Consider the following 15316-nt stretch of genomic DNA (forward strand, 5'->3'; position numbering starts at 1 on the left):
ATCACCAGACCGCCCGGGCGTGAGTCTGCGTGAGTTTTCGTCATAAACCGGAACTGTAACCCTCGAAGGCCGACGTAAGAATTCCGCCTTCACGACATCGCTGAATAGCGATGTCGTTCTGACGATCCGTTTTTGGGGCGGCTCGTCTTCCAACCAATCTCGTCTTACCCGGGCTGCCAGCTGAACTGGCGGCCTGGTGTAGCCGCGCGTTTGCAATGGGGTTACCCGGTGAAAAGTCTTTTCGAGCAGTGCAGTGCCATTGGTGGCTACGTCGCCGTAGTCAAACAGGAGCGATCGGGACTGCGGACACGCATCACCCGTGCGCTGGCCGCAATGACGTTGGCTTGGCTAGCGCCGGCCACTGCAATGGCGAGTGATCTGATCCTCAATGTCAGTGACACGGGGTTTGATCCGGTGGCTGCCGGCGCCTTGATCAAGTACCGGATAACGGCCAGCAACTCCGATGTCGAGTCGGTCAGCAATGGCGCGGTGGTATTCGACCTTCCCCTGGGCGCGACGCTGAGCAAAGTCAACGGGTTGAACAGCTGTACCGCTGCTGCCACCACACCGGTGCGCGTGACCTGCACGCTACCCGAGCTGAAGACAGAGGAGCCGCTGATATTCGACCTTGAAGTGGACACCCGTGCCATCTCCGGGGCCACCACGCAGGATGTCAAGCTGTTCGGTGCGATTGGTTTCGCTGATCAGCTCAATACCATCACCGGTTCGGTTGAGAGCCTGCGCCCGGGCCAACCCGCGCCGCCGCCTTTCTACGGCGACGACGGGAACACGAACAACAACTGGCAGGAGGAACGCACGACACTGGAGCGTTCCACGGACCTGCGCCTGGTAAAGCAGGGCCCGGCGACCATCATTGGCGGCGGCATTGCTACCTATACCGTTACGGTGCACAACGACGGTCCGAGCCCCACGACTGGGTTCACGGTAGCTGACAGCCTGTCCGGCCCAACCTATGTCCCAGGCAGCTTTGCGGGCTCGGACTGGTCCTTCAACGAAGGCAGCATGACGGCGACCTACACGGGCGCTGCGATCCCGGAGGGTGGCAGCGCCACGTTCACTCTGCGTGCCAAGGTCAATGCAGCCACCGGCACGGTTGAAAACCTGGCGGTGGTGGAACCCAGCGATGACCTCTCGCAGCCACGCGAGTCCAACCCGGAAAACAACAACGATACGGCAACCACGGTCGTGACTGCGGGTGCGGATCTGGCCATCAGCAAGGGGCTGAAGAGCACGCCGGTCATTGCGGGTGAGCAGGCGACGTTCCAGATCCAGATCAACAACCCGGGCCCTAGTCCTGCACTGAACCCGAGCTGGGAAGACACCTTGCCGGAGGGTTTCACGCTTACCGAACCGTTGCCCATACTCCCGAACTGGATCTGCGCCAAGTTCGATAACGATACCCGCATCAAGTGCGACTACACCGGCAGTTTGGCGGTAGGCGCGGTGGTGAACTTTGAGTTCAATGCACTGGCACCGTCCACGGGTACCAACAGCTCCGGCAATGTGACCAATACGGCACATGTGGAGTCAGAAACCGACGACCCGAACACCAGCAACAACGCAGGCGCTATCACCTTCCCGGTGATGTCCAATGGCGTCGATCTGGCGCTGACCAAGAAAAAAAACCCCAAGCTGATTTCGGTGTGGAACGGCGTGGGCGATGACAGCGAGAGCCGCATGACCTCGCTCATCAATGTGCTCAACGACGGGCCGGGGGCGGCGACCAGCAATGTGCAGGTCGTGGATGAGCTGTCAGAGGGTGAGGAATTTGTCAGCGGTGGCAACACGGGGGAATGGTCGTGCTCGGTCACGCCGTCGCCGTGGACCCAGGGTGGCCCGAAGCAGGTTGTCACCTGTGACCTGGACCCCAGCAAGTACCCCTTGCCGAAGGACGGCAGGACGCCGGAGCTGAAGATCATCACCCGCGCGCGCGCGCCCAATCTGAACATGGAAAACCAGGCCTGCACGGGTGGCTCCGGTGGTTCATTGATTCCTGGTACCAGCGCTGACAATGCAAGCGTCAAGTACGGCGACCGGGATTCGACCAACAACTGCGCCGGTGATGGCACGCGTACGACGCTTGACCGGGTGGATCTGGCACTTGAAAAGCGGACCAATGCCGCCGGCAGTGCAGACAACGTTCTGAAGTTCAATCAGAACACCATGACCTACACCCTGCGCGTCACCAACCTCGATGTCGGTGATGCTCCGGTAAAGGCCACCGGCATTGTCGTCAACGACACCATCCCGGGCTATGTTCCTCCGGGCGAGATTGAAGGGACGGCGCTGCCGGGCACCGGCGTCACCGCAAGTTCGGTCTCGGGCTGGGCTTGTGTGGTCAATGCAGGCTCGGTGACGTGCCGCTCGAATGCGGAAGGCCTGGAACCGGGTGAGTCTGAGGACATCACCATTACGGTCACTCGCCCGCTGTTTGACTCGTCCGCACAGACCGGAACCGAAAGTTGTGGCGTTGACGCGCCAGCGACAGGCGCTTACTGCAACACTGCGGGTGTGGCAGTTGATGCAGCGATCGCCAGCTCGATAGCCGAGACCAACGCGGCCAACAACCAGGCCAAGGACTGGGTGGCGATTGAGCGCCAGGCCAACATGCGCACTGCGAAAAAGAGCGTGTCCAACAACGGCGTTGGGCAGATTGGCGTCAACAGCGAATACAAGATCACCTACTTCAATGACGGCCCGTCGCTGATTCCCGACGTTGTGTTCCGCGATGTGCTCACCGTGCCGGCGAACGATCCCGGCTTCGTGTTCGTGTCGGCATCACGTACGCCCAGCACCGTGGCTTGCACGGTGGAAACGGTGGCACCGGGCATTGTCCAGAACCCGAATGCCGGCGGTGGTACGTCTTACAGCAACCCCACGGGTTCTGATCTTCAGCTGAGCATCGCCTGCCCGGCGTTGAACATGGCGTACCGCCAGAATGAAGTGATGACGGTTGTGATCCGTCCAAACCGTCACCCCAATGCACCGGCGGGCCGCAGTTTCCACGACGTCGGCCAGTTCGAAATCACCGGTGGCGCAACGGGCCCGAACTACAACTTCAACACCGACAGCGGTGATGACACCAAGGATGCGGAGCTGACCTTCACCCAGGAAGCCGCCACGCTGGTCGTCAACAAGGATGACCTGACTGTCGATGGTGAGCCAGACTTTGGCGGCGTGGATCCGCTGGGCTTCGACGGCCTGAATCCGGGCAACAACACGCTTACCTACCGCGTTTCCGTGCAGAACCTCGGTCCGTCCGTTGCCAGCAATGTGATGCTCAACGACACGCTGCGTGTACCGGTTGGCCAGAAGGTCAGGTTCCTGGGCATGGCCACCAGCGCGAGCTACAACCGGCCGGCTGATGCTGCCTACAGCGTGGCCAACTGCACCGTAACGGGCTCCACCACGTTCACCGGCGCTGGCATCGGTCCAGGAGATGCTGGCCTGAACATCAGCTGCAACCTGGCCGGTTCCGGTTTCGCCAACAATGCCGAAGGCGTGCTCAATGCACGTGCCTACAGCTATGCATTCCTGAGGTACGAGTATCTGGACGCACCGGCCGCCAATGGCGACACGGTGATGAACACGGTCTCGGTATCGGCGGTGGAAGCCCAGACCGTATCAAAGACGCAGGACACCACGGTGCGCACGCGCGTGGACCTGAGCATCGCCAAGTCGGTGCATACCGATGTGCCGGTTGCCGACCCCGATGCCCCGACGCCAGCGGCGGCAACGGACGTTACGCTGTGGCAGCCGTTCTACTGGGTCATGGATGCGACCAACCATGGCCCGGGTGCAAGCCTTTCCAAGGATCGCAATGGCACCAGTCCGGCAAGTGGAACCGGCACCGTCATTACTGACACGCTTCCGGCCGGAACCGAGCTGATCGGCGATGATGTGACCTGGGAAAAGAAAGGCCCGGCACAGGTCGATACCACGCCAGTCGGTAGCGGCACGTGCTCGGTCACTGGTCTGAAAATCACCTGCAATGTGGGTGACGTCACCGCGACCGGCAAGGTGCGTGTGATCGCCAAGGTCCGTCATACCAGCTGGCCCAGCGGTGGCAAGGTCAAGAATGTCACCGAGGTGAAAACCGAGCAGGTAGACAGCAAGCCAAACAACAACAAGGACGAGGAAGAAATTCCGTTCGTGCGTTCCTCGCTGTCCGGTGTGGTCTATGAGGACCGGCTGCGCACCTCCGGCCAGGGCGGTAACCGCCAGGCTGACAGTGACGAGCCGGGCATCGGCCAGGTGGTGGTGCGCCTGTCGGGTACCGACAGCTATGGCAATGCGCTCAGCAGCGGGGCAAGTGGTGCAACGGTCAACTACATCGAAGTGACAACCGGCGCTGACGGCCGCTTCAATTTCGACAACCTGCCGCCCTCGGACGCGGCCGGCTACACGGTCACCCAGGTACAGCCCAGCGGCTACCTGGACAGCCCGGACATGGTGCCGGTGGCACCTGCGCCTGGCGCGGCATCGCATGGCGGTACCTACAACGGCTCGGTGATCTACAGCGGCGTCCAGATTGGCCGCAAGGACACCGCCACCCACTACGACTTCCCGGAGATCGGGCTTCCGTCCCTGTCCGGCCTGGTCTATGTGGATGTGGACCGCAACAATACTTACGGGGCGGGTGACACGCTGATCGACGGCGCCGTGGTGGAACTGCTCGATGCCAGCAATCCGACGACGGTGCTGGACACCCGCACGACGGTAAATGGCGCCTACAAGTTCGAGAACCTTGATCCGCTCAAGGTCTATACGCTGCGTGAGCCACTGCCTACGGGCTATGCCAACCGTCCTGATGCCGTGAACAAGGGCAAGATCGGCGGCGTTCTGTGCGCGACGGGTTGCACGCCGGGCAACGGCGTGAGTCCGGACGAAGCCACCACCAGCCGTATTTCCGATATTGACCTGTCTTCAGGTCAGGATGGCACCGAGTTCAATTTCGGCGAAAACCTCGTCAGCATCATTTCCGGGCGTGTCTACCTCGACCAGAATGACGATGGCAGCGACAACACGAACGAGCCGGGCATTGCCGGGGTAACCATCACCCTGGAAGTGGAGACGACGCCGGGCACCTGGACGGCGGTTGTCACCAGCCAGCCGATCGTCACCGACGCCAATGGTCATTACAGCTACGACGATGGTGTTGTCGGTAACAACTACCGCATCACCGAGACGCAGCCGACCAGGCTGGGCGATGGTAAGGAGAACGGCACCGTCAATACCGGCACGCCGAACGTCATCACCATCACCAACCTGCCGGCAGCCGGCTCGACCAACAACAACTTCGGCGAAATCGGCGCGACGTTGTCGGGTGTGGTGTTCCTTGATCGCGACAACGACGGCATCCAGGACGCTGGTGAGCCGGGCCTGTCGGGCGTGGAAGTGGAACTGCCTGCGGGCACCCTCAATGCACTGGGTGTGGCCGTGGCCAAGGCGGTCACCAACGCCAACGGCGAATACACCTTCGTCGACCTGCTGGCGGGCACCTATACGGTGACCGAGCAGATCCTGCAGCCGAGTTTTGGCAGTGACATCACCAGCAACGGCATCACCAAGGCCGGCACGACGGGTGGCACGGCGACGGATGTGGACACCGTTCCCAGTGCAATCAGCGGCATCGTCCTTGCGGCCGGTGGCGTGTCGGAAAGCAACAACTTCGGCGAGATCCTGGTTGCTCGTATCAGCGGCACGGTTTACGTGGACCGCAACGACAACGGCAGCTTTGATGGCGGTGATGCGGGCACGGTGAACTCGGTTCCCAATGGCGGCATCAAGGATGTCACGGTGGTGTTGTATGCCGCCGATGGCATCACTGAGCTTAATCGCGCGAAGACCGACGAATTCGGCAACTATTCGTTCGGCGATCTGCTGACCGGCGTTGACTATGTGGTCAAGGAGCTGCAGCCGGCGGGTTATGGCGACGGCAAGGAACACACCACCAACGAGATCCGCATCAGCGCATTGCCGGTGAGTGGTTCGGTGGGCAACAACTTTGGCGAAACACTGGGCTCGCTGGCGGGCTACGTGTACGAGGACTTCTCGGGCACGGCTGCCAGCAACAACAACGGTATGAAGGATGCTGGCGAGAAGGCCATCGGTGGTGTGACGTTGAACCTGACCGGCACCGATGCAGCGGGTGCCTCGGTCGATCGCACGGTTACCAGTGATGTGAGCACCGGCGAGTACAGCTTCGGCGACCTGCTTGCAGGCACTTACGTCATCACCGAAATCCAGCCCAGTGCCTATATCGACGGCAAGCACACCGTGGGTGATGCAACCACGGCGGGCAGCAATGCGGTGGCCAACATCATCAGCGGCATTGGCCTGACGGCTGGCCAGAACGCCAGCGGCTACCTGTTCGGTGAGCTGGCCAATGCGCCGATCAGCGGCACCGTTTACATCGACCGCAACAATGACGGCAAGCAGGATGCTGGCGAGACCGGCATCCCGAACGTGAGCATCGTCATCGAGGTGGAGCAGAGCCCGGGGACGTGGGTGAAGGTGCCGGGTCCGGCCATCGTCACCGACGCCAACGGTCACTACAGCTACCCGGATGCGGTCACCGGCAAGAACTACCGCATCACCGAGACCCAGCCGACCGATCTGGGCGATGGCAAGGAAAACGGCACCGTCAACACTGGTACGCCGAACGTCATCACCATCAGCAACCTGCCGGCCACCGGCTCGCAGGACAACAACTACGGCGAAATCGCTGCGGTGTTGTCGGGCGTGGTGTATCTGGACAGCAACAACAACGGCCTGCAGGACACCGGCGAGCCGGGCCTGCCGAACGTGGAAGTGGAACTGCCTGCCGGCACCCTCAACGCCCTGGGCGTTGCCGTGGCCAAGGTGATGTCCGGTACCGACGGCAAGTACCAGTTCATCGATCTGCTGGCCGGCACCTATACGGTGACCGAGCAGTTGAAGCAGCCGCTGTACGGCGGTGCCGAAACCAGCAACGGCAAGACCACCGTCGGTTCGACGACCGGTACGGCGACGGATGTGGACACCGTTCCCAGTGCGATCAGTGGCATCATCCTGGCGGCCGGTGGCGTGTCGGAGAACAACAACTTCGGCGAAGTACTGGTGGCCGGCATCAGCGGCACGGTCTATGTGGACCGCAATGACAACGGCAGCTTCGATGCCGGTGATGCGGGCACGGTGAACTCGGCCGCCAACGGCGGTATCGAGAAGGTCACGGTGGTGCTGTATGCCGCCGATGGCACCACTGAACTCAAGCGCGTGGAAACCGATGCGCAGGGCAACTATGCCTTTGCCAATCTGCCGACCGGCGTTGATTACGTGATCAAGGAACTCCAGCCGGCGGGTTATGCCGAAGGCAAGGAGCACACGACCAACGAGATCAGCATCAAACAGCTGCCGTTGACGGGCTCGGCTGGCAACAACTTCGGTGAAAAGCTGGGTGCGCTGGCCGGTTATGTGTACGAGGATTTCTCGGCCACCACCTCAGGCAACAACAACGGCGTCAAGGATGCCGGCGAGAAGGCCATCGAGGGTGTCACGCTGACCTTGAGCGGCACCGACAAGAGCGGCGCGACGATCCCCTCGCGTACGACCACCACCAACAGTGATGGCGAGTACAGCTTCGGCGATCTGCTGGAAGGTACGTACACCATTACCGAAACGCAGCCGACCGGTTACGAAGACGGCAAGCACACTGCCGGCAACGCAACCACCGCTGGCAGCAACGCGGCAGCCAACACCATCACCGGTATTGGCCTGAGTGCAGGCCAACTGGCCGACGGCTATCTGTTTGGCGAGCTGAAGAAGGCGCCGATCAGCGGCACGGTCTATATCGACCGCAATGACAACGGTGATCAGGACGGCAGCGAGCCGGGTATCCCGGGCGTGACGATCGTCATCACCAGCAATGGCCCGGATGGAAAGCCGGGAGGTGGCGACGACGTCAATGAGACGATCACCACCGACAAGGACGGCAACTACAGCTGGCCTGACGCGATCGCGGGCGTGGATTACACCATCACCCAGACGCAGCCGACCGGCCTGGCCGACGGCAAGGAAAACACCAGCAACGTCATCACCATCAGCAACCTGCCGGCCACCGGCTCGCAGGACAACAACTTCGGCGAGATCGCCGCGGTGTTGTCGGGCGTGGTGTACCTGGACAGCAACAACAACGGTAAGCAGGACACCGGCGAGCCGGGCCTGCCGAACGTGGAAGTGGAACTGCCTGCCGGCACCGTCAACGCTCAGGGCGTTGCCGTGGCCAAGGCCGTGACCGATGCCGACGGCAAGTACCAGTTCATCGATCTGCTGGCCGGTAGCTACAAGGTGACCCAGCAAGCCGATCAGCCGTCCTGGAATGGCACTGCGACTGCCAACGGCATCACCACCGTCGGCACGACCACGGGCACGGCCACGGGCGTCAACACCGTTCCCAGTGCGATCAGTGGCATCACCCTGGCGGCCGGCGGCACCTCCGAAAACAACAACTTCGGTGAAGTGCTGCAGGTGTCCATTGCCGGCACCGTGTTCCTGGATGTCGACAACGACGGCGCCATTGCCGGTGCCGGTGAAATCGGCCTGGACGGCGTGGTCATCGAGTTGAGCGGTGTCGATGACACCGGCGCGACCGTGACCCTGAGCACCACCACCGACAAGGATGGCAAGTTCAGCTTCGAGGGCCTGCGCCCGGGCAAGTACAGCCTGACCGAGCCGACCCAGCCGACCGGCACCGCCAACGGCATCACCACGGCGGGCAAGGTGGACGGTGTCGCTTCGGGCACCGCCACGCCGGTGACCACCGTGCCAAGCAAGATTGCCGACATCGACCTGAGCACGCCGGGCAGCGCCTCGGTGGACAACCTGTTCGGCGAGATTCCGCGTAGCAGCGGCATCAGCGGCAAGGTGTGGGTGGATACCGACAACGACGGCGTCGTGGACCCGGATGAAAAGGGCATCAGCGGCGTGACCGTTGAGCTGGAAGGCACGGCCATCGATGGCACCAAGATCACCGTCACGGTGACCACCGATGCCGATGGCAACTACAGCTTCACCGACCTGCCGCCGGGCACCTACACGGTGACCGAGCCGAACCAGCCGCCGGGCACCCTGGACGGCAAGACCGTACCGGGCAGCACCGGTGGCACCGCAAGCACGCCGGGCACCACGCCGTCGAAGATCAGCACGATCAAGGTTGGAGTGAACGAAACCTCGACGGACAACAACTTCGGCGAGATTCCGGTGGGCAGCATTGCCGGCTTTGTCTACAACGACAGCAACGATGACGGCATCAAGCAGAGCGACGAAGGTGGCTATGCGTTGATCGATGTCGTGCTGACCGGCACCGATGACCTGGGCAACGCGATCAACGTGCCGGGCAAGACCGACGCGCAGGGCCATTACGTGTTCGAGAACCTGCGTCCGGGCACCTATGTGGTGACCGAGCCGACGCAGCCTGCCGAAACCCTCAATGGCCTGACCACCGCCGGCACCGTTGATGGTGACAAGTCCAACGCCAAGGTCACCGGCAAGGAAACCACGCCTTCGATGATCGATGGCATCGTGCTCAGGCCGGGCAACAACTCGGTGGACAACAACTTCGGCGAGATCGGCGATTCGCCGGACATGCTGGTGAGCAAGTCGTCCACCACGGTCAAGTTCACCGTCAACAACGTCGCCACGTACACCATCCGTGTGCGTAACGGCGGGCAGCAGGCGTCGAAGGGCGAGTACCTCGTCAAGGATCGTCTGCCGGTTGGCCTGAACCTGGCGGAAGTTCCGTCGGGCAATGGCTGGACCTGCTCCGGTGCGGTGGGCGATACCCGCTTTGAATGCCGTAGTTCGGAAGTGCTCAGTGCGGGCGTGACCTCGACCTCGGACATCACCGTCAAGGTCAACGTCACCGCTGAGGCTGCCAAGGCCGGCACCGTCAACAATGCGGTGCTGGTGGAAGGCGGCGGCGAGAACGAGTTCCGCACCCCGACGCCGGAAGAGAAGACCACGTTTGAAGGCGACGTCACCGATCTGCCGGTGTGCGATACCGCCATCACCCAGAACGTGTGCCGCGTGCCGAACGAGGTGCAGCTGGCCGCGTCGGTAGGCGGCACCGTGTGGTTCGACATCGGTAGCGAAGACACGCATCTGGACGGCGGCGATGAGCGCCTGCAGTCGTGGATCGTGGAACTGCTGGATGCAGCCACCGGCCTGGTGAGTCAGACCACCACCACCGCCGTGGACGGCAGCTACCGCTTCGGCGATGTGGTGCCGGGCATCAAGTGGAACCTGCAGTTCCGCGACCCTGCCTCGGGCGTGTTGTGGGCATGGCCGGTCAACCAGGAAACCGCCGGCGGCATGGGCGTTGCCTGTGACGGCCCGCGTGCCATCACCGATTCGAGCGTCAGCGCTTGCCGTGTCACCGAGAACGGCAGCAGCCAGCTGCAGGTCGTGCTTGAAGCCGGCCAGCATCTGCCGCAGCAGAGCCTGCCGGTGGATCCGTCGGGCCTGGTGTATGACGCGGTCACCCGCGATCCGGTGCCCGGTTCCATCGTGACCCTCACCCCGGTGGGCCTGTGCAACGGCTACGACCCGCTGACCGCGGTGCTCAACGCCGCTGCCGGTGGCTACAAGGTGGAAGGCAACGCGGTCTCGATGACCGTTGGCAACAGCGGCTACTACCAGTTCGTGTTTGGTCCGGCCGCGCCGGCACGTTGCGAGTTCCAGCTGACGGTGACGCCGCCGGGTGGTTACCAGTTCGTGTCGTCGCTGATCACACCGCAGGACGGTTCACTGTCCCCGGCCGGTGCCGCAGGCAGCACCCACATGGTGCAGCCGCAGGCCAGCGCACCGACCGGTGCGGTGGGTACGGCAACGCAGTACTGGTTGAACCTGTTTGCCGGTTCGGCAACCGCGGGCATCGTCCACAACCACATCCCGCTGGATACGGCCGAAGCCACCGGCCTGGTCATCACCAAGACCGGTGATCGCCAGACCGCGGAAATCGGTGACACCGTGCAGTACACCATCACCGTGCGGCAGACCGCCGGCAGCGCGATGGCGACGTTGAACATCGTCGATACGCTGCCGCGTGGCTTCACCTACATCGACGGCACCGCGCGCGTCGGTGGCCGTGCGCTGGACGAGCCGTTCGGTAAGCCGGGCCCGCGCCTGGGCTTCAACCTCGGCCCGATCAACGTCGGCCAGCAGTTGGTGCTGACCTACCGCGTGCGGGTTGGCGTGGGTGCGCAGCAGGGTGACGGCATCAACCGCGCCCAGGCACATGGTTGCTCGATCACCGGTGGCTGTATTGATCCGGAATCGATGACGCCGGTGCCGGGTTCGGTGCCGTCCAACCGTGCCGAGTACCGCGTGCGCGTCACCGGTGGCGTGTTCACCGAAGAAGCGTGCGTGCTGGGCAAGGTGTTCGTGGACTGCAACAACAACCACCTGCAGGACAACGAAGAGCTGGGTATCCCGGGCGTGCGTCTGTACTTCTCCAACGGCACCTGGGTGATCTCCGATTCGGAAGGCAAGTACAGCTACTGCGGCCTGACCCCGCAGAGCCACACGCTGAAGGTGGATGCGTCCACGCTGCCGGCCGGCTCGCGCCTGACCACCAGCAGCAACCGCAACCTGGGCGATGCCGACAGCCTGTTCCTGGACCTGAAGAACGGTGAGCTGCACCGCGCCGACTTCATCGAAGGCAGCTGCTCCAACCCGCTGCTGGAACAGGTCAAGGCCCGTCGTACCCAGGGCGAGGTGCGTGCGCCGGAAACCGAAACCGGCCAGTCGCCGCTGCGCTTTGAAAGCAAGCCCGCCCGTGCGCCGCAACAGGCCACGGATTCGGCCAACCAGAGACCGATCGTGCATCCGCGACCCAACCCGCCCTCGGCCGCCGCTTCGCAGGAGGTGCAGCCATGAGCCGCCACTCCCTGCGTACCATGCCGCGCATGAGCCTGCTGGCTTGTGCGCTGGCCACGGCGGCGTTGCCGGCCATGGCCCAGCATGTCGGCAGCAGCCGCTTCACGCCGGTGCTGGGTGATGCGAGCACCTTGTATCCGCGCTCGCTGGTCACCACCGATACGCCGCCGGAAGTCGTCGCTGCCCGTTCGGGCGAGGCCGACTACAGCATCAACGTCGGTGTGGATCGCGTGTCGGTGGAAGTGGACCGCGACGGCGTGCCGGCCGATGGCCAGACGCCGGTGCACATCACCCTGCGTCTGCTCGGCGCTGACGGCAAGCCGCTGGTCGGCACCAGCTACGTCACCATTGAAAACAGCGGTGGCCGCATCCGCCTGCCGGGCTCGCGTACCGATGAGTTCGGCCCCGGCGCGGCCGATGCCGACAAGGTAATGCCGGGTGTACAGCTGGCGGTCGAGAACGGCGTGGCCGAGTTCGACCTCATTGCCCCGCATGATCCGCAGGATGTGTTGTTGCGGATCACCTCGGGCAACCAGACCGCTGAAGGCACGATTGGCTTTCTGCCGGAAATGCGCGAGCTGCTGGCCACCGGCCTGATCGAAGGCATCGTCAATTTCCGCAACAAGTCCAACGCCGGGCTGGTTTCGCCGGTGCAGCATCACGACGCCTTCGACCGCGACATCCGTCGTTGGGAGAAGCAGTTCAACAACGGCAAGGCCAATGCCTCGGCGCGCACCGCGTTCTTCGTCAAGGGCCAGATCAAGGGTGAGTACCTGCTCACCGCGGCCTACGATTCGGACAAGGATGTACGCGGCCGTCTGCTGCGTGACATCCAGCCGGAAGAGTTCTACCCGGTGTACGGCGATTCGTCGCTGCGTGGCTTCGACGCGCGTTCGGCCGAGCGCCTGTATGTGCGTGTGGACAACAAGCGCAGCTACCTGCTGTACGGCGATTTCCAGACCGGCGACACGCTGGCCACCACCAGCGGCATCGGTGGCAGCGGCCCGATCCCGCAGCGCATCCTGAGCACCTACAACCGCACCGCGACCGGCCTGGGCTGGCACTTCGAGAGTGAGCGCGTGCGTACCAACGTGTTCGCCATCGAAGACTCGCTGCGGCAGATCATCGAAGAGTTCCGCAGCCAGGGCAGTGGCCCGTATGCGCTGCGCAACAACGCGGTGCTGGAAGGCAGCGAGCGCGTGGAAATGATCGTGCGCGACCGCAACCAGCCCACCCGCATCGTCTCGGTCAAGCCGTTGGCGCGTCTGGTGGACTACAGCTTCGAGCCGTTCTCCGGGCGCATCCTGCTCAACCAGTTCCTGCCGTCGTTCGACAGCGACCTCAACCCGGTGTCGCTGCGCATCACCTATGAACTGGACCAGCAGACCGAGAAGTTCTGGGTGGTCGGCGCCGATGGCCAGTTCAAGCTGACCGACAAGCTGGAAGTGGGCGCCTCGGCGGTGGAAGACCGCAACCCGTATGCCGAATTCAAGATGGGCAGCGTCAACGCCGGCTATCGCTTCGGGCAGAACACCATGCTGGTGGCCGAGTTCGCGCGCACCCGCAGCGAAGTGAATACCAACTCGCTCAACCAGGTGACCTCGCAGGGTTTGAAGGATGTCACCGGCGAAGTGGAAGGCGATGCTTGGCGCGTGGAATTCGCCCATGACGGTGGCAAGTTCGACGCCCGCGTGTTCGCCGCGCGTACCGATCCTGAGTTCAACAACGCCGCCTCGCCGCTGTACGGCGGCCGTGGTGAATACAGCGCCCGCATGGCGTACGCCGTGGGTCCGCGCCTTGAGTTGTATGTCGAAGGCCTGCGCAGTGAAGACCGCAACCCCGACGGCGGCGAGCGTGATGCCGGCGGCGCCGGTGTGCGCATCGGTGCGACCGAGCGTTTGACCGTGGACGTCGGCCTGCGCAGCATCCGCGAAACCATCGGCGTGACCTCGCCGTGGTCGTCCGGTGCACCGTTCGGCCAGACCGGCGGTTTGACCGGCGGCTTTGCCACCGGCAGCGGCGGCGGTGCGATGGGTTACGGCCAGCAGGCGCTGGACCCGGCCACCGGCTTGATGGTCATCAACGGCTCGTCCAGCGGCAGCCCGATCACCAGCGATCTGCCGATCGGCACCAAACTGGAATCGGACAGCGCACGTTTGGGCCTGGGTTACCGCTTCAGCGACAAGTTCAGCGGCGGCGCCGAGTACGAACAGAGCGTCAGCGGTGAAGACCGCAACCGCGTTGCCGCGGGCGTGGATTACCAGGTGTTCGAGCGCAGCCGTCTGTACGGCCGTTACGAAAAGCAGACCGGCCTGACCAGCGCCTACGGCATCACCACCACCGACCGTGAGGCCGATGCGTTGGTGTTCGGTATCGACAGCAGCTACATCCGCGACACGCAGACGTTCTCCGAGTACCGCATGCGTGACTCGATCAGCGGTCGCGACGTGCAGGCGGCTTCGGGTATCCGCAACAACTGGGACATCGCCCAGGGCGTGCGCCTGAGCAGCTCGGTTGAGCGGGTCAACGTGGTGGCCGGTGATACCGGCGACAGCACCGGCCTGGCGCTGGCCTTGGACTACAGCGCCAACCCGTTGTGGCGCGGCGCCATCCGTGGCGAGCACCGCATCTCCGAGGACGTGCCGGGCACGGTCGGCAACGAGGCCTTCAACACCTCGCTGCTGCAGTTCATGCTGGCCCGCAAGTTGAGCCGCGACTGGACCCTGCTGGGCCGCAATTACCTGCTGGCCACCAACTACGAAGACCGTGGTGACGTGCTGCAGGATCGCTTCCAGCTTGGCCTGGCCTACCGCGACACCGACCGCAACCGGATCAACGCCCTGATGCGCTACGAGTACAAGCTCGAACGCGATGAGAGCGGCCTGACTCTGCAGGACGGTGAAGTGGTGGATGGCACCAGCCAGGACGTGCGCACCCGTGCGCATATCGTCTCGGCGCATGCCGACTGGCACCCGTCGCGTCCGTGGTGGCTCACCGGCCGCATCGCCGGCAAGTGGCAGCGTGACCAGTTCGCCTACAGCGACGGTGGTCGCGTCAACAGCAGCTTCAACGCCGTGCTGTTGTCCGGCCGCGTGGTCTACGACATCACCGAGAACTGGGACATCGGCGTGCTGGGTTCCACTTTCCGTGGCCAGTACGGTGCCAACCAATACGCCTACGGTCTGGAAGTGGGTCGCCTGTTGCGCCAGAACCTGTGGTTGTCGGCCGGCTACAACTGGACCGGCTTCGAGGGTGACAGCGACCTCAACGGTTACGAGTACACGCAGCAGGGCGCATTCCTGCGTCTGCGCTTCAAGTTCGATGAAGATCTTTTCCGTCGGGACCCGGTTCGCTACCGCGATCCGGCCCGCTGAGGACG

2 protein-coding genes are annotated in these 15316 nt (G+C 63.4%); both read left to right on the plus strand.

Features of this window, described 5'->3' with window-relative positions; genetic code table 11:
* The first annotated feature begins 228 nt into the window (after positions 1–228).
* The gene (locus ACREP4_RS07135; RefSeq protein ID WP_431595481.1) at positions 229–11937 is read left to right on the plus strand and encodes an SdrD B-like domain-containing protein; all 11709 of its coding nucleotides are present in this window, start codon (positions 229–231) and stop codon (positions 11935–11937) included.
* Positions 11934–15311 carry a hypothetical protein gene (locus ACREP4_RS07140; protein ID WP_431595482.1) on the plus strand — a complete coding sequence of 1126 codons (3378 nt, stop codon included), beginning with the start codon at positions 11934–11936 and terminating at the stop codon, positions 15309–15311. Before ACREP4_RS07135 ends, ACREP4_RS07140 begins: the two co-directional genes overlap by 4 nt.
* Positions 15312–15316 lie beyond the last annotated feature (5 nt).

The organism is Stenotrophomonas sp., assembly GCF_050737575.1.
GTDB lineage: Bacteria > Pseudomonadota > Gammaproteobacteria > Xanthomonadales > Xanthomonadaceae > Stenotrophomonas.